General features: G+C 53.9%; 23 protein-coding genes. 5 read left to right on the plus strand and 18 right to left on the minus strand.

The genetic code is table 11. From position 1 onward, the window contains the following. The first annotated feature begins 4 nt into the window (after window positions 1-4). Window positions 5-814, plus strand: coding sequence for a bifunctional DNA-formamidopyrimidine glycosylase/DNA-(apurinic or apyrimidinic site) lyase (gene mutM, locus NI40_RS00480; protein ID WP_023309890.1), 810 nt, complete (start codon window positions 5-7; stop codon window positions 812-814). Between the two features lie 2 nt (window positions 815-816). Here the strand turns inward: mutM and coaD are convergent, their stop codons facing one another. The 7 genes from coaD to rfaQ all read right to left on the minus strand — a co-directional run bounded on the left by coaD (window position 817) and on the right by rfaQ (window position 7,709). Next, on the minus strand, window positions 817-1,296 hold the full coding sequence (gene coaD / locus NI40_RS00485; RefSeq protein WP_023334018.1) for a pantetheine-phosphate adenylyltransferase: 480 nt from the start codon (window positions 1,294-1,296) through the stop codon (window positions 817-819). A gap of 3 nt (window positions 1,297-1,299) precedes the next feature. Further along, window positions 1,300-2,070, minus strand: a complete 771-nt coding sequence (locus tag NI40_RS00490) for a glycosyltransferase family 2 protein (protein WP_032661926.1) — start codon at window positions 2,068-2,070, stop codon at window positions 1,300-1,302. After that, a complete protein-coding gene (waaA, locus tag NI40_RS00495; protein ID WP_032661923.1) occupies window positions 2,070-3,344 on the minus strand; it encodes a lipid IV(A) 3-deoxy-D-manno-octulosonic acid transferase in 1,275 nt (424 codons plus the stop codon). Before waaA ends, NI40_RS00490 begins: the two co-directional genes overlap by 1 nt. 66 nt (window positions 3,345-3,410) lie before the next feature. Then, the gene (locus NI40_RS00500) at window positions 3,411-4,400 is read right to left on the minus strand and encodes a glycosyltransferase (protein WP_039263531.1); all 990 of its coding nucleotides are present in this window, start codon (window positions 4,398-4,400) and stop codon (window positions 3,411-3,413) included. 11 nt (window positions 4,401-4,411) lie between these two features. Beyond that, window positions 4,412-5,512, minus strand: a complete 1,101-nt coding sequence (locus NI40_RS00505) for a glycosyltransferase (RefSeq protein ID WP_039263533.1) — start codon at window positions 5,510-5,512, stop codon at window positions 4,412-4,414. Window positions 5,513-5,514: 2 nt separating this feature from the next. Then, window positions 5,515-6,642: a glycosyltransferase family 4 protein gene (locus tag NI40_RS00510; RefSeq protein ID WP_039263534.1), complete on the minus strand. Its 1,128-nt coding sequence runs from the start codon at window positions 6,640-6,642 to the stop codon at window positions 5,515-5,517. Then, window positions 6,639-7,709, minus strand: coding sequence for a putative lipopolysaccharide heptosyltransferase III (gene rfaQ / locus NI40_RS00515; protein WP_080338155.1), 1,071 nt, complete (start codon window positions 7,707-7,709; stop codon window positions 6,639-6,641). The genes NI40_RS00510 and rfaQ overlap by 4 nt, the downstream gene beginning before the upstream one ends. Window positions 7,710-7,859: 150 nt before the next feature. Here rfaQ and NI40_RS00520 point away from each other — a divergent pair, with 150 nt between their 5' ends. Then, window positions 7,860-8,816 (plus strand): polysaccharide deacetylase family protein, encoded by a 957-nt coding sequence (locus tag NI40_RS00520; RefSeq protein WP_039263535.1) that lies wholly within the window; start codon window positions 7,860-7,862, stop codon window positions 8,814-8,816. A 23-nt stretch (window positions 8,817-8,839) separates the two neighbouring features. On the opposite strand, the gene NI40_RS00525 is transcribed toward NI40_RS00520, so the two are convergent. Genes NI40_RS00525 through rfaD form a run of 6 tightly spaced genes read right to left on the minus strand, consistent with a single transcriptional unit; the run spans window position 8,840 to window position 15,034 of the window. Beyond that, window positions 8,840-10,051, minus strand: a complete 1,212-nt coding sequence (locus tag NI40_RS00525) for an O-antigen ligase family protein (protein WP_039263536.1) — start codon at window positions 10,049-10,051, stop codon at window positions 8,840-8,842. Continuing rightward, window positions 10,039-10,947, minus strand: a complete 909-nt coding sequence (locus NI40_RS00530) for a glycosyltransferase family 2 protein (RefSeq protein WP_039263537.1) — start codon at window positions 10,945-10,947, stop codon at window positions 10,039-10,041. Before NI40_RS00530 ends, NI40_RS00525 begins: the two co-directional genes overlap by 13 nt. A gap of 5 nt (window positions 10,948-10,952) precedes the next feature. After that, complete coding sequence (locus NI40_RS00535; RefSeq protein ID WP_039263538.1) at window positions 10,953-12,062, minus strand: glycosyltransferase family 9 protein; 1,110 nt, start codon at window positions 12,060-12,062, stop codon at window positions 10,953-10,955. Between the two features lie 3 nt (window positions 12,063-12,065). Next, window positions 12,066-13,049 carry a lipopolysaccharide heptosyltransferase RfaC gene (gene rfaC, locus NI40_RS00540; RefSeq protein WP_039263539.1) on the minus strand — a complete coding sequence of 328 codons (984 nt, stop codon included), beginning with the start codon at window positions 13,047-13,049 and terminating at the stop codon, window positions 12,066-12,068. A 3-nt stretch (window positions 13,050-13,052) separates the two neighbouring features. Beyond that, window positions 13,053-14,099 carry an ADP-heptose--LPS heptosyltransferase RfaF gene (rfaF, locus tag NI40_RS00545; RefSeq protein ID WP_039263540.1) on the minus strand — a complete coding sequence of 349 codons (1,047 nt, stop codon included), beginning with the start codon at window positions 14,097-14,099 and terminating at the stop codon, window positions 13,053-13,055. Between the two features lie 2 nt (window positions 14,100-14,101). Further along, a complete protein-coding gene (rfaD, locus tag NI40_RS00550; protein WP_008502707.1) occupies window positions 14,102-15,034 on the minus strand; it encodes an ADP-glyceromanno-heptose 6-epimerase in 933 nt (310 codons plus the stop codon). Window positions 15,035-15,249: 215 nt separating this feature from the next. Here rfaD and kbl point away from each other — a divergent pair, with 215 nt between their 5' ends. Together kbl and tdh are read left to right on the plus strand one after the other, a co-directional pair. Beyond that, the gene (gene kbl / locus NI40_RS00555; RefSeq protein ID WP_032661893.1) at window positions 15,250-16,446 is read left to right on the plus strand and encodes a glycine C-acetyltransferase; all 1,197 of its coding nucleotides are present in this window, start codon (window positions 15,250-15,252) and stop codon (window positions 16,444-16,446) included. A gap of 9 nt (window positions 16,447-16,455) precedes the next feature. Further along, window positions 16,456-17,484, plus strand: a complete 1,029-nt coding sequence (gene tdh / locus NI40_RS00560; RefSeq protein ID WP_023309906.1) for an L-threonine 3-dehydrogenase — start codon at window positions 16,456-16,458, stop codon at window positions 17,482-17,484. Between the two features lie 27 nt (window positions 17,485-17,511). On the opposite strand, the gene NI40_RS00565 is transcribed toward tdh, so the two are convergent. Then, window positions 17,512-18,426, minus strand: coding sequence for a hypothetical protein (locus NI40_RS00565; protein WP_039263541.1), 915 nt, complete (start codon window positions 18,424-18,426; stop codon window positions 17,512-17,514). A gap of 15 nt (window positions 18,427-18,441) precedes the next feature. Next, entirely contained in the window at window positions 18,442-19,647 is a 1,206-nt protein-coding gene (locus NI40_RS00570; RefSeq protein WP_039263543.1) for a glycosyltransferase, read from the minus strand. A gap of 205 nt (window positions 19,648-19,852) precedes the next feature. On the opposite strand from NI40_RS00570, the gene NI40_RS00575 reads away from it, so the two are divergent. Next, the gene (locus NI40_RS00575; RefSeq protein WP_039261118.1) at window positions 19,853-20,653 is read left to right on the plus strand and encodes a glycosyltransferase family 2 protein; all 801 of its coding nucleotides are present in this window, start codon (window positions 19,853-19,855) and stop codon (window positions 20,651-20,653) included. 3 nt (window positions 20,654-20,656) lie between these two features. On the opposite strand, the gene NI40_RS00580 is transcribed toward NI40_RS00575, so the two are convergent. From NI40_RS00580 to gpmM, 3 genes are read right to left on the minus strand one after another with little or no spacing between them, the layout of a single operon-like run. After that, window positions 20,657-21,589 (minus strand): divergent polysaccharide deacetylase family protein, encoded by a 933-nt coding sequence (locus NI40_RS00580; RefSeq protein WP_039261121.1) that lies wholly within the window; start codon window positions 21,587-21,589, stop codon window positions 20,657-20,659. Between the two features lie 3 nt (window positions 21,590-21,592). Continuing rightward, a complete protein-coding gene (envC, locus tag NI40_RS00585; RefSeq protein ID WP_229231479.1) occupies window positions 21,593-22,852 on the minus strand; it encodes a murein hydrolase activator EnvC in 1,260 nt (419 codons plus the stop codon). A 33-nt stretch (window positions 22,853-22,885) separates the two neighbouring features. Beyond that, a complete protein-coding gene (gpmM, locus tag NI40_RS00590) occupies window positions 22,886-24,430 on the minus strand; it encodes a 2,3-bisphosphoglycerate-independent phosphoglycerate mutase (RefSeq protein WP_039261123.1) in 1,545 nt (514 codons plus the stop codon). Between the last annotated feature and the right edge of the window lie 88 nt (window positions 24,431-24,518).

The raw sequence follows: 24,518 nt of genomic DNA on the forward strand, positions 1-24,518 counted from the left end.
AACCATGCCTGAATTACCTGAGGTAGAAACCAGCCGTCGCGGCATTGAGCCCCATCTGGTCGGCGCGACGATTCTTCACGCGGTGGTCCGCAATGGACGTCTGCGCTGGCCGGTGTCCGATGAGATCCATGCCCTGAGCGATAAACCCGTCCTTAGCGTACAGCGTCGCGCGAAATACCTGCTGCTGGAACTGCCCGACGGCTGGATTATTATCCACCTGGGGATGTCCGGGAGCCTGCGCATTCTTACCGAAGAACTGCCTGCGGAAAAGCACGACCACGTCGATCTGGTGATGAGCAACGGCAAAGTGCTACGTTACACCGACCCACGGCGCTTTGGCGCGTGGCTGTGGACGAAGGAGCTGGAAGGGCATAACGTGCTGGCGCATCTGGGCCCGGAGCCGCTCTCAGACGCGTTTAACGCAGAATACCTCAAGGCGAAGTGTGCGAAGAAGAAAAGCCCGATTAAGCCCTGGCTGATGGATAACAAGCTGGTGGTCGGCGTGGGGAATATCTACGCCAGCGAATCGCTGTTTGCGGCGGGGATCCATCCCGATCGGCTGGCCTCTTCGCTGTCGGCGCAGGAGTGCGAGCTGCTGGTCCGGGTGATTAAAGCCGTATTACTTCGCTCGATTGAGCAGGGCGGGACAACGTTGAAGGACTTCCTGCAAAGTGACGGCAAGCCGGGCTATTTTGCCCAGGAGCTGCAGGTGTATGGCCGTAAAGGCGAACCGTGCAGAGTCTGCGGCACGCCGGTGATTGCCACGAAGCACGCCCAGCGCGCCACGTTCTACTGCCGTCAGTGCCAGAAATAAGGCTACTTTAGCTTTTCCATCAATGCCTGGTGGACGTTAGTCGGCAGGAAATGGGTGACATCGCCGTGATGACGCGCCACCTCTTTTACCAGCGTGGAAGAGATAAACGACCACTCTTTGGAGGGCATCAGGAACACGCTCTCCAGCTCCGGCATCAGGTGGCGGTTCATGTGCGCCAGCTGCATCTCATACTCGAAGTCTGCCACCGCGCGCAAACCACGGATCAGAATATTGGCCTGCTGAGCGCGGGCGAAGTTTGCCATCAGGTCGCTAAACCCGACCACCTCAACATTCGGCAGGTGCGAAATGGCATCGGTAGCGAGCTGTACGCGCTCGTTGAGGTCAAACATCGGCTTTTTGCTGGGGCTGGCGGCAATGGCCAGGATCACCTTGTCGAACATGCACGCCGCACGGGTGATGATATCAAGATGACCGTTGGTGATCGGATCGAAGGTACCCGGATAAATCGCTTTTGTGCTCATGGCTCACGTTTTCTCTGAGTAGCCGCGGCAGAGCGCCCACAGCTCGGTGTATTTGTTGAAAGTATACTGGGCATTCACAACCGCGAGTAACCAGCCCTGCTTGCCGTCCAGGACGCCACCACGCAGCAGCAGCGTTTTCAGGAACGCGCCCAGCGTGTGGGTGAAGATACCCGTCAGCGAGGCCTTCTTGCCGCGCTGGTGACGCTCCTGAGCCCATGCGGTGGCATAGTTGAGCTGTTTACGCTGGAAGCTCGCGAAATCACGGCAGGTCAGGTGCAGCAAATCGCCCGTCAGGGGAATAACCTGGGCGCTATCGCAGCTCAGGGATTCATGCACCAGATTGTCGTTGTATTGATACCGCTCGCGCTCGTAGAGGCGCATCACGCGGTCAGGATACCAGCCGCTGTGGCGCATAAAACGGCCAAGGAAGTAGTTGCGGCGGGCAATGCTGTATACGGCGCCAGGCTGGGGCGAGGAAAGCACAGCCTGAATGGCCTGCTGAAGCTCCGGCGTGATGCGTTCGTCGGTGTCGAGCATCAGGACATAATCACCTGTGGCATACCCCTGCGCGCGCTGGCGCTGGATGCCATAGCCCTGCCAGTCAGCGTCGACAAAGACTTTTGCGCCCGCTGCCCGGGCAACGTCCACCGTGTTGTCCGTACTTCCGGAGTCGAGAATGACTATCTCGTCAGCCCAGGCAACCGACGCCAGGCAATCCGGAAGCAGGTCGGCGGCGTTTTTGGCGATCATGACGACCGACAGACGCGTTGACATCAGTGGCTCCGCTGGGGCAGATAAGGTTGCAGAAGCTGCAGCAGTCGGGTCAGTGCGCCCTGGTTCTGGTGCAGCACTTCGACGGCATGACGCCCGTACCACAGGCGATAATCTTCGTCAGTCAGAAGGGTCGATACCTCTTTAACCACCGAATCCGCATCGGTCACGGTAATTAAACCATCGGCCTGCTGTAATTTCGCGCAGATATCTTTGAAGTTAAACGTGTGCGGCCCCATCAGCACCGGAATGGCGTGGGCTGCCGGCTCCAGCGGGTTATGACCGCCGCGTTCGACCAGGCTGCCACCGACAAACGCGAGGTCAGCGATTCCGTACAGCAGCATCAGCTCGCCCATCGTATCGCCAATCACCACCTGGGTGCTGCCGGAAGGAATTTCACCGCTGCTGCGCAGCGTGAAGCTGAAGCCGCCTTTCTGCACCATTTCACGGGCATCTTTAAAACGCTCCGGATGGCGAGGCACGAGGATCAGCAGTAAATCAGGGAATTTTTCCAGCAGCTTGCGGTGAGCCTGCAGAATGATCTCTTCTTCGCCATCATGAGTACTGGTGGCAATCCAGACCTGACGACGCGGGGCCCACTGGCGACGCAGCGTGATCGCACGGGCGGCGAGCTCAGGGGTAACGGAAATATCAAATTTCAGGCTGCCCGTTACCGCAAGCTGGTTGCGTTTCAGGCCCAGCGCGATAAAGCGTGCCGCATCCTCTTCGTTCTGCGCGGCAATCAGCGTAATTTTGCTCAGCAGGCGGCGCATAAACTTACCCAGCTTGCCGTAACCTTTCGCCGAGCGCTCTGAAAGGCGGGCGTTGGCAATGACCAGCGGGATTTTACGGGCATGCAGGGCGGAAATCATATTCGGCCACAGTTCGGTTTCCATCACGATCACCAGCTTCGGGCGCACGGTATTCAGGAAACGATTCATGGCGCAGGGCAGATCGTAAGGCAGATAGACGTGCTGCACGTCTTTACCGAAAGCGGATAACGCGCGCTCCGAGCCGGTTGGCGTCATCGTCGTGACGGTGATTGGCAGCGAAGGGTAGCGGTGACGCAGGGCGCGAACCAGCGGGATCGCCGCCAGCGTTTCACCGACAGAAACGGAATGCAGCAAAATACCGTCCGGTACGACTTTATTGCGGCAGAAGCCATAGCGTTCAGCCCAGCGTTTACGATACGCAGGCGCTTTCCGGCTACGAAGCAACAGTCTCAGCCACACCAGTGGCTGAATGATGTAGAGCAGAGCGGTATACAACAATTCCAAGCGATTATCCGTTTTTTTAGTTTCGGCGGGCAAATTCTAAGCATTTAGGCCAGGTAAAGCTATCTCTTATGCCAGATACCGTTTCAAACGGAAATAACGTCGACCCAGCCGCCAGCGCAGACGCGGACTTTTTGCACTTTTCCAGATGAGTTTCCAGATGCCTGTTTCGAAGAACTCTTTAATAATCATTGATTTCTTCTTCTCATCCTTCATGTTGTCGAAGGTGTGAATAATGCCCAGCCCCTCTTTGGCAATTTGCCAGTGGCAGGCAGGGATCCCTTTCACTTTATCCGGGTAGCGCTGATTGATGGTGTCGAGCATCTGCAAGATTTTCATGTAGTGACGCGCGGAGCGAATCAGCGTGTCGTCATTGTCCGGCATATGGGACACCGATGCAGAGTGAATGTAGTAGTCGTAATAACGTTCACTGGTGTACTGAACCCGCTCTGCCGCGAGCAGCACTTCGGTGGTCCACGGAATATCCTGATGGCGCAGGCCGGGTTCGAAATGGAAATTGTGTTTACGGATAAAGTCGTGGCGATAGATGTTCAGCCAGGTGACGTGAAGGAATTTACGAGAGTCCAGCGCCATTTTTAACCACGCAGGGCCAGCCATGACCCCAGTCGAAGCCAGTTTGTCTTCAGGGAAGATCGGGCGCGAGGGTTTCTTGTTATTCTCCCAGACGTAGTTCCCGTTACAGGTGGCGACATCCAGATCCTGCGTGACGGCCATATCCAGCAGGTGTTGGTACATGCCGGGTTTAAAGACATCATCAATATCCGGAAAAGAAAGATATTGACCCGTCGCAACGGCCAGACCGGTGTTACGCGCGATGGATACGCCCTGGTTTTGCTGTTCTATGACCTGCAGCTGCGGCAGTTTTTCTCGCCAGTTTTCGACGATCTCCATCGAGCGGTCAGTAGAGCCGTCATTGACAATGATGACTTCCATGCTGTCGATGCGTTGATTGACAAGGCAGGTAAAGAACTGATCCAGGAAAGCTTCACCGTTATAAACGGCAACCACCACGCTTAACAATGGGGCTGAATTTTGCATAAGAAACCTGATTATTTTTGATTGTCGACCAGAGCAACATATTGCTGGCAAATAGCATTGATACCGAACGACGCGATGGTTGTATCGCCAACGACCGGCGGGGCGGTATAAATATCCGCCAGCGTTTTTGCCAGTGACTCGTCATTTAACTCTGCCAGCCCGCGCGCTAAAGCGCCGGTGAGGATTTCGGCAGGGCCTCCGGGGCAATTTGTACTGACCGGTGGCGTCTGGCAGATAATGGCTTCGACCAGCACATTACCAAAACCTTCGCAGTCAGAACTTAACACTAAAAGGCGTGCCCCTTTAATCCAGGGATAGGGATTGGACTCGAACGGGCGGAAAACCGTTTTGTTTTCAATACCCAGCTCGGCAGCAAGCTGCTTGAGTTTTTGAATTTGAGCGTCAGACCCATTGCCCATCATGACCAGCGTGGTGTCAATTTTACTCAGGGCGAACGCACGTAAAAGGCGGTCGTGGCGTTTGTGCTCATGGAAGCGGCCAACATGAATAATGTAATCCTTTCCCTGCATCTCGAAGGGCGCATCCGCCAGACGCTGAATTTCAGGAATATCGAAAGGATTATGGATAACCGCTTTGCGTCGAAGATTGAGCGCCAGCGTCTCGGAAAGATCTGTCAACACGGCGCCTGAGACGGCGACAACGTTGCGGTTTTCGTAGGTATGACGGATTTTAAGATGTTTAAACCAGCGCGAAAGTCCGCTGCGATGGCGAAGATAGGAAAACGAGAACATGCCGTGCACGCAGAACCAGACTTTGTCACGTTCCAGCGCGCGGCAGTGCGCCACAATGCGGTCTGTTTTGTGCAGGTGAGAGAACACCACATCAAATTTGCCGCTGCGCTCAGCTCGCTCAATCGCCTGATCCAGCAGTTGGGCGCGGCGTGGGATTTCCGTCAGCTTTCGCCACGGTTTTTTACATGTGTCCTGAACAACCTGATAATCGATGCCTTCCGGGATGGCGTAGTCGCACACTTTCCGCAGAGAGAATAGAGAGACCTGATGTCCCATTTCTATTAATCCACGGGAGAGCGTAAGAACCGTTTTTTCAGCTCCTCCACCGGGTAAACCATCAATAATCATTAGGATGCGCATTTTTAATCCAGTAATTTTTGATAAAGCGTAATAAGCTGACTTGATAGTTTTTCGGGAGTGGCGTCTTTTACACGTTCACGTGCCGCTCGTCCCATATTGTTATTTTTTTCCAGTGAAGGAATGGCGGCTACCGCTTCCTTCAATGTACTGATATCAAGTGCGTCACAATAAAATCCGTTCTGGCCTTGTTGAATAAACTCTGCACCACCGCAACTCTCTGAAGTAATGACGGGCAAGCCGCAGGCCATCGCTTCAAGAATGACGTTAGGAAAGGGATCATACAGCGTTGGCAACAGTAAACCATCGGATAGCTGATAAAAAGGCAGAGTTTCTTTTTGCACCCCCAGGAAACGGATTTGTCCCTCGCAGCCTAACGAACGGGCGAGGTCGCGATAACGACGCTCTGCTTTATCTTGCCCAACCACAATCAGCCAGGCTGATGTTCCAGCGATAGCGCGTATGGCGCTGGCTAATCCTTTTCGTTCAAACCCTGAGCCAACAAAACAGAGCACAACGGCATCGGCTGGCAAACCAAATTGCTGGCGCAGCATCGCACGCTGTGCCTCCTGGGCCGGAACGAAGCGGCTGGAATCAATAGAATTATAAATCACATGAATTTTATTTGCGCCAATATCAAAGTCTTCAACGATTTCGCGTTTGATCATCTCCGCATTGCAGATTACGGCTTTTAACTCAGGCGCCTGATACATTTCCCGTTCCGCACGCATCACGTAGCGGTGATAGCGGTCATACATCAGCATTTGCGCACGCCAGGCAGGTAAAATGCGCGCGCGCTGCAGCAGCCAGCGACGATGCACCCCATCACCCGCGCGATAGATATCACAACCCGGGATGCGCTCATGGCTTTGAACAATATCAAACTGCTGTTGCTGCCACAGCGCGCGCGCGGCCTGTGCAAATCCGCGCTCTCGACTGATGCGGCCCCATTTTTGAGGGTTGCAAATATGGATATGCCAGTCGTCTTGCTTCTCTCCCTGCCACTCACGCGTGATGACGTTGAGCTCAAGGTTCTGATTGCTCAGCGCGGTGAGAGCGCGCGAAACGAAGCGTTCCGCTCCGCCATCAGGGCGATATTTTTGGCGAACAATGGCCAGACGATGGTTTTTCATGACAGATATCTCCTTGCGGCGGAGACGACAGCATCAACGGGAATGGCGTCGAGATAGCGTTCTTTCGTTTTGGTATCAATGGCATCCGGATCGGGTAGCGGGCCGTAATCGCCGGCCCAGATGACTTCACCGTTGACTTGCCATGGAGACCAAAACGTGAGTTTAGAAGGACCAAACAGCGCCACGCAGGGCGTTTGCAGCGCGGCGGCCATATGCATTGGAACGGAGTCAACGCCGATAAAAAGACGCGCATGATCGATAAGTGAGGCCAGCTGGCGCAACGTTAGCTGGCCCGCCAGCGAGACGACTCCCGTCTTTGGCGAGGCGGCGAGAATGCGATCGATCATCGCCAGCTCTTTTTTATCCGGCCCCGCGGTGAGCACAACCGTATGACCATCCTGCTGCAGTGCAGTAATGGTTTGCGCCATTTTGTCTTCGCTCCAGCATTTAAAGAACCAGCGGGACGTCGGCTGGATCACGATATAGCTGTCACCCACAGCCGTGAGCGTCAGCTTTTGGCGAGCATGATGCCAGTCTTCTGCGGTGTAAGCCATGGTGACGGCAGGCTGCGGCGCGACCGGTAATGGCGCCAGAATGGAAAGATTCTGTTCGACCGTATGCAGGGATTTGTGGCCGTCGACAGAAACCAGATCGGTGTGACAAAAACGCCAGAATGCACTGTTGCGTTTGTTAAACGCGAATCCGAGGCGAACGGATGCACCGGTGAAACGGGTGACGATCGCGCTACGCCATTGATCGGCAAGGTTAATCACCAGATGATAATGCTGATTTCTTAACGCACGCAGCAACTGCCACTCTTTTTGAAGATGCTTGAGCGTGCCAAGCTGTTTCCATTTACGATCGATTCCGTAAATTGTACCGATCGCCGGATGCGCGGCGAGCATATCGCGCGTTTCTTCATATAGCAGGACATCAATCTGCGCCTGCGGCCATTTTTGACGTAGCGAATCAATGACGGGAGTGGTCAGCAACATGTCGCCATGATGGCGGAGTTTGATAAGTAAAATGCGCAAATCAGGTGTGTCAGGTAAGTTATTCATCATCATCTTATCGGCGTTGTACTGATGGCAATTCTAATAGACCTGATAGCGACTTGCACTCTTTCTCCATAATCTCAGTAATTTCCCTGGAAGGGTTTACTCATGCTTTGGAGAGTGCGTAACATAGCGCTAACTTTCCTGTCTTGCGGACTCATTATGAACAAACCAGCGTTTATCATCACAATTGATACTGAGGGCGATAATCTCTGGCAAAATCACCGCGTCATTAAAACGGAAAATGCGCGTTATCTGGCGCGTTTCCAGGCGCTTTGTGAGCGTTTCGGCTTTAAGCCCGTGTGGCTGACCAATTACGAGATGGCGATCGAACCCGTTTTCATCGAATTCGCCAGGGACGCAATCGCCCGCGGTCAGGGGGAGGTGGGAATGCACCTTCACGCATGGAATAGCCCGCCGGAACACGATCTCACGGGCGATGACTGGCGATGGCAGCCTTATCTGGTGGAATTTTCGGATGAGGTGATGCGCGAAAAAGTGCTATTCATGACCCGCCTGCTGGAAGAGACCTTCCAGACCAAAATGTTAAGCCACCGTGCCGGACGTTGGGCATTTGACAGTCGCTATGCAAAATTGCTCGTTGAACTGGGCTACCAGGTGGATTGCTCCGTGACGCCACGCGTGAACTGGCGCAATGCGAAAGGCGCCCCGCAGGGTAATGGCGGAACGGATTATCAGCTTTTCCCCGACCACGCCTATTTCATGGATTTAGACAATATTTCCCGGGCAGGCAATAGCCCATTACTCGAAGTGCCGATGAGCATTCAGTATAAACACCCGTCGTGGTTGAACACGATCAAACAGGGTTACGACAGGCTTCGCGGTAAATACCGCTCTCCCTCTGTGAACTGGCTAAGACCGTCCGGTGGGAATGCGGCGCAAATGATTCAGGTCGCACAGCAATGCCTGTCGCAGGGAAGTGAGTACGTGGAGTTTATGCTTCATTCGTCGGAATTTATGCCTGGCGGAAGCCCAACGTTTAAAGATGAGGCGGCGATTGAAGGGTTGTATCAGGATTTAGAAACGCTCTTTAGCTGGTTATCCGATAAGACGGTAGGGATGACGCTGGCGGAGTTTTATCAGTACAAGAAAAAATAATGCCCGCCTGGCGGGCATTATCATTAGCGTTGCCTGGTTTGCGAAAAAGGGGTACTCAGCGCAAACACGGTGACAAAGAAGATTAAAGCCTCAGAACTCAACAGTATGACGTCAGTCAGGCCATAGAGTAATAAAAGAAGCATGGTCGTCAGCAGTAGGCCATTTCTGTTTTTAAGGGCGTAAACGATCATCGATATATAGAAAAACACTAATATCGCCAGCCCTGGGATCCCCTGCAGAGAATATTTTTCAATAAACTCATTGTGCAGATGCACCCTGATAAACTCGAGTGCAGCCGCGAGGTGTGGATGCCCATCTTTCACATATTGCTGTGTCCATATTTCGCGGTCTTCGACTGACTGCCCTAAAGGATGGGCAAGACCGTTTTGAATACCAACACTCCACATAGAGAAACGTGCGCCGAGTGAGGTTGCATCATAGCCTTTCTGATAACTTTCAACTTCAGCTTGTGTTTGTTGTATCTTAGGTAAGATTAATGGCTTGTAGCTAACGATAACAATACCCGCCACAATACATAAGAAAATCAGCGTAGATTTAAGGTGGATTCTTCTGAAGTGATAAAGCGTGAGTACAATCGCCAGGAGTAGATATAACCCCATTGCGGCACGCGTTCCCGTTAAAAGAATGACGAAATAAGATATTAAGATGATGAGTCCTGCGGCAACATACAGTTTTATATTTTTCTGTAGATAAAGGCTGTATACAAACGCCAGTGACAATACAGAATAAACATAGGCCGACACGGTCGCACGGTTTATCGCCATCTCGATACGCCCCATACCCTGTGAAGCCTGCCATAAGCCATAGCCAGTGGCGAGTATAAACCCTGCACCAGAGGCGTATAAAAAATATTTCTGGAAGGATGCTCTATCAATATAAGACTTAAACCGGTCAAGGTAAAAAATGAGAATACTTGCCAGAATTAATTTTTTACTTGCACCGAGATAATCGCTATAAACGTTCAGACCTTCGCTATGATATTCATACACCAGATACCAGCCAAGATTAAGCAGGCCAATCAATAAAATCGGCAATGCGATAGAAAAAGGACGCACTGTGATTTTTTTATATTCGCACGCCAGGCCGATAATGCTGGCATAAATCGCAATATAGAAAAACTCCCGCTGCTTACCTGAACTCAGCAGCGCCAGCGCAAGCGAAATAAGGCTCAAAATCAGCGTCAGCTGATAAAGCCGCAGTTTTACTTTTTCCATAATGCCTCAATGACCCTTTTTTTGTAGCTGAAACGTACATCTTTGGTGAAGAAGAAAGAGAGAGAATAAAGTGCATTGACCCGCTGTTTAACCAGTTTGAGTTGCTGGTCAGTCAGATGCTGTCGGTGGTTTCTGTAGATATCAAACCAGTGACAATTCACAAGATGCTTAAAAGAACGAGGGAATGTTTTTTCCATTTGTAATGTGCAATCAACCAGCGTAGCGATTTTACTGGCGTCGAGACGGCTCGACAAACTGTCGTTACGTTTGATGTAATAATAGTGTCCCTGACGCTGATAGACTATTTTACTCGATTGCATCAGCATGCCGGGAAACACGGCGAAATCTTCATAGCAGACCATCGAAGGAATCGGGTTATTCACATACAATTCCCGATGAATGAATTGCCCGATGAGATGTGCCTGAAAATCTTTGTGCTGCAGGAACCGCTTTATTGCCTCATGTTGTGACAAAGCAACAGGAGAGAACCCCTGCCAGTCGGCTGTCATTTTTTTTGTGTCGCGAATTTCCAGCAGGCGCGTCAGGAGCATATCAGGGCGCTCTGATTTGAGAAACGCCACAGCGTCCCTGATGCTGCCCGGTTTCATCCGGTCATCGCTATCCAGCATGGTGATGTATTCACCTTTGGCCAGCGAGAGGGCACTGTTTCGAACATGGCCTACGTTACGGTACTCGACGTATCGGGATTGCGCATTCGGAAGCATTGGCAGCCACGCTTCAATAATATCCTGCGTTGAGTCGTTTGAACTGTCGTTAAAGATAATGATCTCTACATCATCCCCCGCACCCTCAATCGCGTTTTGCAGGCTTTCTAGCGTGGTGTGAAGCGTATCTTTGGCGTTATGCGCGGCAATAATGATGCTTAGAAAAGCCATAATAATTAGTTTCCCTGAGCACCAAAGGAGTATGCGTCTGTATTAATTGTGGGTAACCCGCAAATGAAGTGTTTGAGTTCACGTAGCGCTTCGTCTGTTACAGCGAAGAGTTCTTCCCGGCTCTGTGAGAAGTAATATCGTGTTTCAAAAACATATGAGCAAATGTTGTCATCATTACCAATCAGCAATACGTTGCCCAGCGGACGCTGTTCATAGTGGCAACAAGGCCCGAACAGTAAGATTACCGGCACGCCTACCGCATCGGCAATGTAGACATTCCCCGAGTCAGACGCGATATAGCAATCCATTTTAGAAATGGCCCACGGCAGCTCTTCAAGCGAGATTTTGCCAATCAGGTTAATAAAGTTGGGCAGTTCACCGTAAGCGCGGGTGATATCATCCATCCACGATTGTTCATTTGGGGCGCCAAACACATAAAATTCGCAGGGCAGGTCGGCGAGACGATCGGCAATTTGCTTCCAGATGACCGGCGGAACGGTTTTCGCTTTATTCCCGGCGGCTACGCTGATGCCAATGCGGATCACGCCGGGTTTATCGAGGATTGCCGGATAGGTCGCAGGTTTGAAAAGTGGCTTTGTGGCGTGCTTTGGCGAGTCTTGCCAGGTTAAGGTGCGATCGGCCAGTTTGAGATAGTTCGTGACTGAAAGAGTCTTCTTACCGTGTTCAACTGTACCGTCTGCCGTTGCATAGAAAATACCGTGATACCATCTGCGCGTGTAAGTGCTTAAAAACTGTTTGTTTTTAGCGTTACACACGGAGGCGAAAAAGAGGTTCACGCTGTTGGGTTGCAGGAGATAGACATTGTCATAGCGGTTCATGATCCGGCAGGCAAAGACCAGCTTTCGCCACAGGTTACGCTTATGCTGCTCGATAAAAAAAATCTCATCGATCGTCTCATCATGCTTCGCCAGCGCACCTACGCTACGACTGATGAGCACGTCGCTTTTTTGCAGGTATGCCAGAAGGGGCGTTGCATTAACAAAATCGCCGATTTTTGCTGTCTGAATGACCAGGTTTTTACCTGTCTCTTTGCGGAACAGCTTCCGGATAAGCTTCACCGGAAAGAGTAAAATCAGCAGAAATACGTAACTCATGCGTTAGATATCCCTGTTGGAAAGCCAACGGCTGCCCTGTAAAAATGAAAAAATAGCATCTGCGCTGATATCCTTCGTTTGCTGGGTCGGGCTGACCATCTGATGCTGGTTTTTACCGTAACCCCCGATCAATCCGGGATCGGTCGGACCAAAAATCGTAATATTCGGACGATCCAGCGCCGCGGTTAAATGGCTTAAACCTGTATCAACGGAAACAACAGCATTCGCTCCCGCCAGCTGCGCGGCAACCTGCGCCAGCGTGAGTTTCGGCAATACCTCGACGTGTGAAAAGCCTGCTGCCAGACGCTCTGCACGCTGCCGCTCATGTTCAGCGCCCCAGGGCAGTTTAATATGGATGCCGGTAGGTTGCATTAGTTCAATCAGGCTTCGCCAGTGCGTTTCCGGCCAGTGTTTATCGTCGCGCGTTGTGGCATGCAGGAAGACAAGATAAGGCTGCGCACAGGGATCTGTATTGCGCAAAAAGTGCTGCGCAATGGCGTAGTCGCCCTGGGTTTCCGGTTTCGCATAGCCCAGACTTTTTGCAAATAGCTCGCGGGTACGTTCTACGGCATGCTGTTGCTTTGCGATGTGGTGCCGACGGTTATAGAACAGGCTCGCCAGCGGTTCGCGGGCGGTATGCCAGTCCATGCCGTGCTTTACGCCATGTGCCAGACGCGTCACCAGCGCGGCGCTTTTCACCAGCCCCTGGGCGTCGATGATGGCGTCGTAATGCTGTGCCTGCACCGCCTCACGGAAGGCTTTGCGTTCGGCTTTAATCGGGGCGGAGAACCACGCTTTGCGCCAGCGGCGGATCGCCACCGGGATCACGCGGTCAACCGCTTCATGCCAGGTGGGGATCTGCGCGAAGCCTTCTTCCACTACCCAGTCAAAACGAATGTCGGGAATGGCCCGCATGGCGTCCGTCAGTGACGGGAGCGTATGCAGCACATCGCCCATCGAAGAGGTTTTAACGATCAGTACCCGCATTCGTTATCCTTCTTCGCTCAACAGCAGTTCGTTAAGCTCTTCGAGAACGCGCTCTGGCGTAATGTCAATCAGGCTCTGATGGTAGCCTTCTGCGGCATCGCCCTTGCGAACTTTGTGATAGCCGGTGATCAGGCGGATGACGCGCGCTTTATGAGAAAGCGGGGGCGTGAAGTCCGGGCTACTTGGCCCATACAGCGCCACCAGCGGGCAGTTGAGCGCGGCGGCGACGTGCATCAGGCCCGAATCGTTGCTGACCACGGCCTCACAGGCGGCAATCAGGATAACAGCCTGTTCAAGCTGCGTTTCTCCCGCCAGGTTGCGGCACCAGGCCTGCTGTTCATTACTGAGCGTCGCGAGAATTTCGTTGCCTGCCTCGTGGTCCTTTGCCGAACCGAACAGGACAATCTGGTAGCCTTCGTCAATCAGCTGTTTCGCCAGCTCCGCATAGTGATAGTGCGGCCAGCGTTTTGCCGGGCCGAACTCGGCGCCGGGGCAGAAGCCAATCATCGGGCGTTCAGACGATAGACCAAACGCGTTACAGGTCTGGGATTTTTCACCGTCGTTAACCTGAAGCTGTGGCCAGAGCAGCGGCTGCGGCAGATCTTTCGCACTGCGCATCACGCCTTTGTCGTAGGCCAGCGCCACATAGCGCTCCACCATCAGCGGCCAGGCCTCTTTATCCAGCACCCGCGCATCGTTCAGCAGGCCGTAGCGCATTTCACCGCGCCAGCCGGTGCGATGTGGAATACCTGCAAAGAAAGGCACAAGGGCGGATTTAAAGGAGTTTGGCAGGACATACGCCCGATCGTAGCGCTTCCCGCGCAGGCTATGACCGAGCTTCCGGCGTTCGCCGATTTCCAGCGCCCCGTGGCCAAGCGGCATCGGGATCGCCTCGTTCACTTCCGGCATACGCGACAACAGCGGACGGCACCACGCGGGTGCCATCACGTCGATTATCGCCTGGGGATAACGCGCCTTGAGCGTGCGATAGAGACTTTGCGACATCATCATGTCGCCCACCCATGACGGGCCGATCACCAGAATCTTCATACTTATGCGTCGCGGTTCAGCCAGGCCATATATTCCGTTACGCCTTCGGCAACGGTCTTGAACGGCTTGTCGTAGCCTGCGGCGCGCAGGTTGGTCAGATCGGCCTGGGTGAACGCCTGATAACGGCCTTTCAGCTTGTCAGGGAACGGAATGTACTCGATGCTGCCTTTTTTGTGATACGCCAGCGTTGCGTCAGCCACGGCCTGGAAGGACTCCGCGCGGCCGGTACCCAGGTTGAAGATGCCGGATACGCCGTTTTCCCAGAACCACAGGTTCACTGCGGCTACGTCGCCCACGTAAACGAAGTCGCGCTTAAAGCCGTCGCTGCCTTCGAACAGTTTCGGGCTTTCGCCGTTATTCAGCTGGGTGTTCAGGTGGAACGCCACGCTCGCCATGCTGCCTTTGTGGCCTTCGCGCGGTCCGTACACGTTGAAGTAACGGAAGCCGACGATCTGCGAGTTCGCTTCAGGCAGCACCTGACGCACGTACTCGTCGAACAGGAATTTGGAGTAACCGTAGACGTTCAGCGGCTGTTCATACTCGCGGGATTCGATAAAGTCCGAGGTGCGGCCGCCGTAGGTTGCCGCGGAGGAGGCATACAGGAACGGAATTTCACGCTCCAGGCAGTAGTGCAGGATCTCTTTGGAGTACTGATAGTTATTGTCCATCATGTACTTGCCGTCCCACTCGGTGGTGGAAGAACACGCACCTTCGTGGAAGATGGCTTCGATCTCGCCGAACTCTTCGCCTGCCATAATCTGGATAAGGAAGTCTTCTTTATCCATGTAGTCAGCGATGTTCAGATCCACCAGGTTGACGAACTTGGTGCCGTCTTTCAGGTTGTCAACCACCAGGATGTCGGTGATGCCTTTGTCATTGAGAGCCTTAACAATATTGCTGCCGATAAAGCCCGCGCCGCCGGTAACGATGATCATAACTGTAACCTTTGAAGTGTGGAGCCCGGGGACAATCCCAGACGCTAATGTCTCTATCATATCATTAGTATGGCTGCCCTTCAGCCATTCACCTTCACAGCGCAGGGGTACGCGTGATTTATGCTGCAAAAACGACAAGAGATGACGTGTCATCTCGTCATGAACTATAGGTTTGGGTAATATGTCCCGAAATTTGCCGAGTCTGGAGAATTGCAATGCGTGGTGATTTTTACAAACAGTTAAACAGCGACCTCGACACCGCACGTGCGGAAGGGTTGTTCAAGGAAGAGCGTATTATCACGTCTGCCCAGCAGGCGGACATCACCGTTGCCGACGGCAGCCATGTGATCAACTTTTGTGCGAACAACTATTTAGGTCTTGCGAATCACCCTGAGCTGATTGCCGCTGCAAAAAACGGCATGGACACCCACGGTTTCGGCATGGCCTCCGTACGCTTTATCTGCGGTACGCAGGACAGCCACAAGCAGCTTGAGCAAAAGCTGGCGAGCTTCCTCGGAATGGAAGACGCGATTCTGTACTCCTCCTGCTTTGACGCCAACGGCGGTCTGTTTGAGACCCTGCTTGGCGCAGAAGATGCGATTATCTCCGACGCCCTGAACCACGCCTCCATCATCGACGGCGTTCGCCTGTGCAAAGCGAAGCGTTTCCGCTACGCCAACAACGACATGGTCGAGCTGGAAGCGCGTCTGAAAGAGGCGCGTGAAGCGGGGGCTCGCCACGTGCTGATCGCCACCGACGGCGTGTTCTCTATGGACGGCGTGATCGCCAACCTGAAGGGCGTGTGTGACCTGGCGGATAAATACGACGCGCTGGTGATGGTCGATGACTCTCACGCGGTCGGCTTTGTCGGCGAAAACGGCCGCGGTTCCCACGAATACTGTGACGTGATGGGCCGCGTGGATATCATCACCGGTACGCTGGGCAAAGCGCTCGGCGGCGCGTCCGGCGGCTATACCGCCGCGCGTAAAGAGGTGGTCGAGTGGCTGCGCCAGCGCTCTCGCCCGTACCTGTTCTCCAACTCCCTGGCGCCGGCGATTGTTTCTGCCTCCATCAAAGTACTGGAGATGGTGGAGTCAGGCGCTGAGCTGCGCGACCGCCTGTGGTCCAACGCCCGTCTGTTCCGTGAAAAAATGAGCGCCGCAGGGTTTACCCTGGCCGGTGCTGACCACGCGATCATTCCGGTGATGCTGGGCGATGCGGTCGTCGCGCAGCAATTTGCCCGCGAACTGCAGAAAGAAGGGATTTACGTCACCGGGTTCTTCTTCCCGGTGGTGCCAAAAGGTCAGGCGCGTATCCGCACCCAGATGTCTGCGGCGCATACGCCTGAACAAATTGAACGTGCGGTGGAAGCCTTTACCCGCATCGGCAAACAGCTGGGCGTAATTGCCTGAGGACGTGTGATGAAAGCGTTATCCAAACTGAAAGCGGAAGAAGGGATTTGGATGACCGACGTGCCGGAGCCGGAAGTCGGTCATAACGATCTGCTGATCAAAATTCGTAAAACCGCCATCTGCGGTACTGACGTTCACATCTACAACTGGGATCAGTGGTCGCAGAAAACCATTCCGGTACCGATGGTTGTCGGTCACGAATATGTCGGCGAAGTGGTGGGTATCGGCCAGGAAGTGAAAGGCTTCCAAATTGGCGACCGCGTCTCCGGTGAAGGCCATATTACCTGCGGCCACTGCCGTAACTGTCGCGGCGGGCGTACGCACCTGTGCCGTAATACCATTGGCGTGGGCGTAAACCGCCCGGGCTGCTTCGCGGAATACCTGGTGATCCCGGCGTTTAACGCGTTCAAAATCCCGGACAATATCTCTGACGACCTGGCCTCCATCTTCGACCCGTTCGGCAACGCGGTGCACACGGCGCTCTCCTTCGACCTGGTCGGTGAAGACGTGCTGGTCTCCGGCGCGGGCCCAATCGGCATTATGGCCGCTGCGGTGGCGAAGCACGTGGGCGCGCGCAACGTTGTGATCACCGACGTGAACGAATACCGTCTGTCGCTGGCACGCAAAATGGGCGTCACCCGTGCGGTAGATGTCTCGAAAGAGAGCCTGACCGACGTGATGGAAGAGCTGGGCATGACCGAAGGCTTTGACGTGGGTCTGGAGATGTCCGGTGCGCCACCGGCGTTCCGCACCATGCTCGACACCATGAACCACGGTGGCCGTATCGCGATGCTGGGGATTCCGCCGTCAGACATGTCTATCGACTGGAACAAAGTCATCTTCAAGGGGCTGTTCATCAAGGGCATCTATGGCCGCGAGATGTTCGAGACCTGGTACAAGATGGCGGCGCTGATCCAGTCCGGTCTGGATCTGTCCCCAATTATTACTCACCGTTTCTCCATCGATGAGTTCCAGCAGGGCTTCGACGCGATGCGTTCCGGCCAGTCAGGAAAAGTGATCCTGAGCTGGGATAAGTAATCAAAAAGGGGCCTCAGGCCCCTTATTTTATTGCTTCTTTTTTTCTTCGTCCGTCAGGTAACGCACCTTGCGGGTGTAGTCCTGACCTTTGAACAGCAGTTTGTTATCCGGCGATTCAAGATACTTCTGCCATTCAGAGAGAGGGAAGCCACCGTGCGCGCCAATCACCTCTTTCGGCACAACGGCTTCCTGACCGCCGATTTTTTTCGAGACCGGCCAGTTCATCCAGTCCCCCAGGTTAACCGTTTTTAAATCCAGCATGTCCAGCAGCGCGGCGAGCGGCAGCTGATCGGTCGGCGGCTGCGTATCATCCATCAGCTCCCAGGTATCCTGGAACAGCGTCAGCCACAGCGGGCAGATACGGCGCCAGGTTTTTTTGGTTGCCGCAAGAAACGCGCCGTTAACGTGATCGACCAGATACGGGCGCACCGTCTCTTTGTAATACGCCGGCACTTTCTCCGCTGGCGCACCGTCCAGCTTGGCAATCATTTTGCCCTGACGGAAGCTGGAGTAAATGTGCATATCGGCCATGTTGATCTCTGGCATCTTGAGCAGGTTGAGATCGGAATCGATCATCAATACCCCTTCACCGCGAGCCTGCAGCGGGGCGTTAAGCTTCACCAGACGGCTGAGGTAGATCTGCTTATAGCGGTAGTTTTCCTCACGAACGGGAAGGTTAAGCGTCACTACGCGGGTTTTAGGCGGCAGTACCCCAAAGGCGGATTCAGGCTGATCGCTGACGATGACGATTTCGCTCACCCCGGTGGCATAACGTTCCGCGAAGGTGGCAGAGAGTAATGCTTCTTCGACGAAATCTGCGCCGGTACACGGAATCACAATAGAATCCACCGCAGCAAGCGCGCCCGTCACGGGCAGAGAGCTGTAAGGAATGTTGTGTCGCCCGGTGATATGACGATAGCGAGCATTAAGAAATTTAAACATAGTTATCTCGTTTGGTTAGTGCGCGCCAAGCACGGCTTCGACACCGCTGACATAGTTTTCGATGGCATAGGTATGACAGACGTTCTGGTATGCAGCCGCAGCCAGTCGAGCCCGCAGATCCGCGTCTGCCCAGATATTGTCCAGATGCTGTGCAAGCTGTGAAACATCGCTCCAGGGGAAGAGAAGCCCTGTCGAATCATGGTCAATCAATTCCGCCGTGCCGGTCACCTGAGAGCCAATAACGGGGATATTGAGAAGCATCGCTTCCAGCACCACGCGCGGCAGCCCTTCGCTTTTTGAGGCCAGAATAAAGGCGTCAAACGTAGCGAGGTAATTAAATGGGGTATTCTGAAAACCGGTGAAGATGACGTGGTTTTCAATTCCCAGCATTCGGGCCTGTTCCGCTAAAGCGCGGCGTTCGGCACCTTCGCCGACCAGCACCATTTTCCATTTCGCCTCGGGATGCTTCTGGCTGAACTGTGCCAGCGCCTCCAGCGTGTGGTGGTTGGCTTTGCGAGGGATTAACGACCCAATACTGCCGAACACAAACGTGTCGTCATCAATGTTCAGGCGCTGGCGCATCGCGCGTCGGTCAGGTAAAGGCTGGTGGATGTCGATGGCATTATTGACCGTTGTACACAGTTCGGGCCGGACGCCATGCTCAAGCAACACGCGTTCAACGCCGTGCGAGACGGCGATGATTTTTGTGGCATGGGCATTAACCAGCTTTACCAGCGGCGGGGTCAAAACGGGCTCAATGCGGCAGTGCTGGATCAACCGCGCCTGCAGGTTCGCCGCCGCCAGATAGCCTTCCTCGTTTGAGCCCGGCTGGTTATTCATATAGAGCGTATCGAAACCGCCCTGCGTGAAAAGGGTCTCGATTTTGCTGACGTTAGGCCTGATGCGCCACATGATATCCACGTGACGCGTCAATGCCTTGCGGGCGCTGCGTGAGAAAAACAGCAGGCTACGTCCCGCTTCCTTCAACAATTTGGCCCAGACCGGCTGCGGACGTTGAGGGATCACGATGAGCGGGATGCCGATGCCGTTGAGCACCTGGCCAATCGTCTCACCTTCAGCACGACTATAATCACTGTAAAAACAACAGGTAATATCGAATTTATCGCGATTGATTCGCTTCAGGAGCTCAAGCATACTGTTGGTGCCTCCCCCCCATTCTTTACCCGTATCCAGGAGGAGAATTTTACTTTTGTGCGGCATGTCTGAATCCGTGTGCTACCCTTCATCTGACTGCATTATAAAGAATCTGTTGAAATAAAATAGATTTTTCTATTTTATTGCCCTTCAGAATTAGACAAAATTTCAAGCGTGATTATTTGAAAAGTGTGATTCAGGACTTTAATCGTCTCTACTCATTTATATAGTATTAATAATATTAATTTAGGCTGCTATTGAGAGTAGGAAAATGTTTAAAATAACGGTCTGCTTATTAACGTTTAATTCTGAAAGATTATTGCACGATGTTATCCCGCCTCTTTTGAAAATAGCGGATGAAATTGTCGTGGTCGATTCTGGCAGTACGGACAAAACACGATATATTTGTGAAAGTTTTGGACTGCTACCTGTCTATAAAAAATTTAGCTGGCATGGCGAGCAGATGAACCATGCCATATCCTTAGCCAGCAATGACTGGGTCCTGTGCATCGACAGCGACGAAATTCTTGACCAGGAAACGGTTAATGCCGTTTTAACGTTAAAAGCAGGCGATGAGCCAGACCCCGGAATGGCATGGCGAATATGTCGCCACTGGTTTGTTCTGGGTGAAGAAGTCCGGACGATTTATCCAGTTTCATCCCCTGATTATCCTGTGCGTCTTTTTAACCGTAAACAGTCCCGGTTTAATAACAGGCCGGTAGACGATCAGGTCGAAGGTTTTCTCCGTTGTGAACGTATTCCGGGCTATGTAAAACATGATACGTTTCCTACGCTGCATGAGCTTTTTAACAAATTAAATTGTTATACAACCCGCCTGGTTCAACATCAAAAAATACGGCCCTCGATAGGGCGCGGCGTAATCAGCGCCATCGGGGCTTTTTTCAAATGGTATCTGTTTAGCGGCGCCTGGCGTAAGGGCAAAGTGGGGGTGGCGACGGGACTGTATGCCACAGCCTATAGCTTTTTGAAGTATTTCAAATCCTGGTATCAGCATCAGGAAAAAAAAGAGTCCGTTGCTAACGAGCAGACGGACTCTCAGATTGCGAAATAAGCGTCAGGCTTTCTTACCCCATCCCTGCCACTGCTGCTGGACGTATTTCACCAGGGTACTGTTACTGATGCTGTCTCCGATGACGGAGAAGAAGCGGGTCGCATAGACCGGTTCAAGCGGTTGCTTCGGTACACAGCGCTTCACGCCGCGGAACGGATTACGCGGCGCTGTCGGGACGGGCTGCGCAGAATTTGGTGTAGAGGTATCTACCTGCGGCTCGTTCAGCAGATCGCTCGGACGCACCAGCGTGATATCGGCAGGCAAGGTCGGCAGCAACTGCTGCAGGACGCGAACGGTAGACGGGTGCGGGTGACCGATGGCGATGGCTGAGCCATTGCGGCGGGCCAGCTGTACCGCGCGATTAAACTGCATGCGGATATCGGCTTCGTTCTGGGTATCATCCAGGAACACCTTGCGCTTAATCACCTTTACGCCGGTTCCCTGAGCGGCACGCATCGCCTGGCTGTTGCCGATAGTCATGCTGTCGAGGAAGTAGAGGTTGTAACGCTCCAGCGCCTGCATCACTTTGAGCATCCCGTACAGGCTTGATGTCATCGCGCTGCCCATATGGTTGTTCAGCCCTACGGCATACGGCACTTTGTTGTAGGCGTCGCGGATGATGCGCTCGATCTCCTCGCTGCTCATGTCCGGGCGCAGGGTATCTTTTTCCAGCGGCTGCTTGCTGAGCGGGGCCATCGGCAGGTGGATCAGCACCTGATGACCGCTGTTATGGGCTTTGGTCGCCATCTCACGCGCGTGGGGCGCATTTGGAAGGACGGCGACAGAAATGGCCGACGGCATCGCCAGCACCTGATTTTCATAGTGCGGACGATAACCGAAGTCATCAATCACGATAGCGAGTTTACCTGCGTATACTGGTGCAGCCAGCGCCAGCGCGCTGACGACGGAGAAAACCATTCGACGAAATTGAAGCAAAACTTATCTTCCCAACCACGGCTGTGGATTGACCGCCTGACCCTGGCGACGAATTTCGAAATAGAGTGACGGGCGGCCCTGACCGCCACTGCTGCCCACAAGGGCGATGGGTTGGCCTGCGCGCACCTGCGTGCCGACGCTGACCAGTGCGCTCTGGTTGTAGCCGTAAAGGCTCATGTCACCTTTACCGTGTTCGACCACCACCACCAGTCCGTAACCCTGCAGCCAGTCGGCCAGAATCACGCGGCCATCGGCAATGGCTTTTACTTCGCTACCTTCAGACGCACCGATAACTATCCCTTTCCAACGTAGCTCACCCTGCAGCTGTTCGCCATAGCGATGCAGAATTGAACCGCGAACGGGCCAGAAAGCCTGACCGCGAGGAGAGCCCAAACCGCCGGTACGCGACATCAGGGAACGTTCGCTCTCGCTTGGCTTGTAGGTAGTGCCTTTGCGGGATGCTTCCTGCTGCTTATCGCGAACGGCCTGCGCCTCGCGAGCCTCTTTTTCGGCGCGCGCTTTCGCCGCCGCTTCCGCACGGGCGATGCTGTTACGCAGTTTTGATTCGTTGGCGCGCATTTCGCTAAGCTGGCTCTGACCTTCCTGAATGGAGGATTCAAGGCCGGAAAGGGTTTTCTTACGCTCGTTGCGCGCCTGCTCAAGCTTCGCCTGCTGGGCCTGCTGATCGTAGAGCAGCGTCTGCTGCTGGCTCTGCTTCTCTTCCAGCTCGGCTTTTTGCGTGGAGACCTCTTCGCGCGTCTGCTTCAGCTGCGCGATCGTCTCCTGACGCGCCTGGTTGAGATAGCCAAAGTAGGCCTGCAGGCGCTGGCCGCGCTGGCTCTCTTCGCCGCTGAGGATCAGCTGGAGTCCGGTATGTTCGCCCTGGCGGAATGCGGCATCAAGCTGTGCGGCAAGATTGCGCTCCTGCGCGTCACGCTGGCGCTCGAGTTTGGCAATCGACGCGTTCATCTCGTCGATCTGTTTATTCAACTGGGCGAGGGTATTTTGTGTTTCACGGAGTTTACGCGTGGCGGCGGAGATCGCCTCTTCCTGCTGCTTGAGCTGGGCGAGCAGGGCGGAGCGTTGCTGCTGCTGCTGGCGTACCGCACGCTCTTTGGCGGCGATATCGGCCTGAATGGATTTCAGCTGATCGCGGTCATCCGCGTGGGCGGATGCGGCGCACAGCAATACGCCAGCGCTGAGTGCGCTGGCGTAAAACAGAGGTCTGACTGATAACCTAAGCGGCTTCACGACCCATGTGATTGAAAAAATCGCCTTTCCCCTCATGGGGAGCGATTATTCCACGATGAACAGCGGCTTACCAGTCATCTCTTCAGGGATCGGCATACCCATCAGCGACAGCATGGTTGGCGCGATGTCAGAAAGCTTGCCGCCTTCCACTGCTTTCAGTGATTTATCACCCACATAAATCAGCGGAACAGGCAGGTTGGTATGGGCCGTGTGCGCCTGGCCGGTCGCCGGGTCGCGCATCTGTTCAGCGTTACCGTGGTCAGCTGTGATCAGCAGCTGGCCGCCAACGGATTCAACCGCTTTCGCTACCTGCTCAACGCAGTGGTCCAGCGCTTCAACCGCTTTCACTGCCGCTTCCATCACCCCAGTATGCCCAACCATGTCGCCGTTCGGGTAGTTACAGATGATGGTGTCGTACTTACCGCTCTTGATGGCCGCAATCAGTTTTTCCGTCAATTCTGCAGAGCTCATTTCTGGCTGCAGATCGTAGGTAGCGACTTTCGGAGAGTTGATCAGAATGCGGTCTTCGCCTTTGAACGGCTCTTCAACGCCGCCGTTAAAGAAGAAGGTCACGTGCGCGTATTTTTCAGTTTCGGAAATACGCAGCTGCGTTTTGTCGTTCTTCGCCATCCACTCGCCAAAGGTGTTTGCCAGAGATGCTGGCGGATACGCGCAAGGCGCTTTGATGTCTGCTGCGTATTCAGTCAGCTGGATGAAATCGAGGTTTACCACTTTCTTACGGGCAAAACCGTCGAAGTCGCTGTTGACGAACGCACGGGTGATTTCACGCGCGCGGTCAGCGCGGAAGTTCATGAAGATCAGCGCGTCGCCATCTTCCATGGCGGCGTCGGCCTGGCCTTCAGCACGAATCACGGACGCTTTCACGAATTCGTCGTTTTCATCACGTGCATAGGCCGCTTCCAGCGCCTCAACGGCGGTCGCGAACTGGAATTCACCTTTTGCCAGGGTCATCAGGTCATAGGCCTGTTCAACGCGATCCCAGCGGTTGTCGCGGTCCATAGCGTAGTAACGGCCAATGATGGACGCTACGCGGCCTTTACCCAGCGCGGCGAATTTCTCTTCGAAGGCTTGCAGAGAGCCTTTTGCGCTACGTGGTGGCGTATCGCGACCGTCCAGGAAGGCGTGCAGATAGATTTTTTCTGCACCGCGCTCGGCGGCCAGTTCAACCATCGCCATGATGTGATCTTCGTGGCTGTGAACGCCGCCAGCAGAGAGCAGGCCCATGATGTGTACGGCCTTGCCAGCGGCAACGGCTTTATCGACCGCGCCAGACAGCGTTGGGTTGGAGAAGAAGGTGCGTTCTTTAATTTCAACGTCCAGACGCGTCAGATCCTGATACACAATACGCCCGGCGCCCAGGTTTACGTGACCGACTTCGGAGTTGCCCATCTGGCGGTCCGGCAGGCCCACTTCCAGGCCAGACGCGTCAATCAGCGTATGCGGACGTTTCGCCCACAGGGCATCCATGACCGGAGTTTTGGCGTTGAAAATAGCGTTATCCTGGCTATCTTCACGGTAGCCATAGCCATCCAGAATCACCAGTACCATAGGTTTTTTAGAAACCGACATTGCGACAACCTCATGCTCAAGAGTCAAAATTTGCGTAATTTTACTACAGCTGAATCGATCAAATAGCCGCAGAAGATCAAAGAAAGCG

Origin of the sequence: Enterobacter sp. E20 (genome assembly GCF_000801755.2) — a bacterium.
In the GTDB taxonomy this organism is placed as follows: Bacteria; Pseudomonadota; Gammaproteobacteria; order Enterobacterales; family Enterobacteriaceae; genus Enterobacter; species Enterobacter asburiae_B.

What these genes read in the sequence shown, in the direction of transcription:
- mutM (WP_023309890.1), top strand. Translation starts at nt 5, where the DNA reads ATGCCTGAATTACCTGAGGTAGAAACCAGCCGTCGCGGCATTGAGCCC.
- coaD (WP_023334018.1), bottom strand. Translation starts at nt 1,296, where the DNA reads ATGAGCACAAAAGCGATTTATCCGGGTACCTTCGATCCGATCACCAAC.
- NI40_RS00490 (WP_032661926.1), bottom strand. Translation starts at nt 2,070, where the DNA reads ATGTCAACGCGTCTGTCGGTCGTCATGATCGCCAAAAACGCCGCCGAC.
- NI40_RS00500 (WP_039263531.1), bottom strand. Translation starts at nt 4,400, where the DNA reads ATGCAAAATTCAGCCCCATTGTTAAGCGTGGTGGTTGCCGTTTATAAC.
- NI40_RS00505 (WP_039263533.1), bottom strand. Translation starts at nt 5,512, where the DNA reads ATGCGCATCCTAATGATTATTGATGGTTTACCCGGTGGAGGAGCTGAA.
- NI40_RS00510 (WP_039263534.1), bottom strand. Translation starts at nt 6,642, where the DNA reads ATGAAAAACCATCGTCTGGCCATTGTTCGCCAAAAATATCGCCCTGAT.
- rfaQ (WP_080338155.1), bottom strand. Translation starts at nt 7,709, where the DNA reads ATGATGATGAATAACTTACCTGACACACCTGATTTGCGCATTTTACTT.
- NI40_RS00520 (WP_039263535.1), top strand. Translation starts at nt 7,860, where the DNA reads ATGAACAAACCAGCGTTTATCATCACAATTGATACTGAGGGCGATAAT.
- NI40_RS00525 (WP_039263536.1), bottom strand. Translation starts at nt 10,051, where the DNA reads ATGGAAAAAGTAAAACTGCGGCTTTATCAGCTGACGCTGATTTTGAGC.
- NI40_RS00530 (WP_039263537.1), bottom strand. Translation starts at nt 10,947, where the DNA reads ATGGCTTTTCTAAGCATCATTATTGCCGCGCATAACGCCAAAGATACG.
- NI40_RS00535 (WP_039263538.1), bottom strand. Translation starts at nt 12,062, where the DNA reads ATGAGTTACGTATTTCTGCTGATTTTACTCTTTCCGGTGAAGCTTATC.
- rfaC (WP_039263539.1), bottom strand. Translation starts at nt 13,049, where the DNA reads ATGCGGGTACTGATCGTTAAAACCTCTTCGATGGGCGATGTGCTGCAT.
- rfaF (WP_039263540.1), bottom strand. Translation starts at nt 14,099, where the DNA reads ATGAAGATTCTGGTGATCGGCCCGTCATGGGTGGGCGACATGATGATG.
- rfaD (WP_008502707.1), bottom strand. Translation starts at nt 15,034, where the DNA reads ATGATCATCGTTACCGGCGGCGCGGGCTTTATCGGCAGCAATATTGTT.
- kbl (WP_032661893.1), top strand. Translation starts at nt 15,250, where the DNA reads ATGCGTGGTGATTTTTACAAACAGTTAAACAGCGACCTCGACACCGCA.
- tdh (WP_023309906.1), top strand. Translation starts at nt 16,456, where the DNA reads ATGAAAGCGTTATCCAAACTGAAAGCGGAAGAAGGGATTTGGATGACC.
- NI40_RS00565 (WP_039263541.1), bottom strand. Translation starts at nt 18,426, where the DNA reads ATGTTTAAATTTCTTAATGCTCGCTATCGTCATATCACCGGGCGACAC.
- NI40_RS00570 (WP_039263543.1), bottom strand. Translation starts at nt 19,647, where the DNA reads ATGCCGCACAAAAGTAAAATTCTCCTCCTGGATACGGGTAAAGAATGG.
- NI40_RS00575 (WP_039261118.1), top strand. Translation starts at nt 19,853, where the DNA reads ATGTTTAAAATAACGGTCTGCTTATTAACGTTTAATTCTGAAAGATTA.
- gpmM (WP_039261123.1), bottom strand. Translation starts at nt 24,430, where the DNA reads ATGTCGGTTTCTAAAAAACCTATGGTACTGGTGATTCTGGATGGCTAT.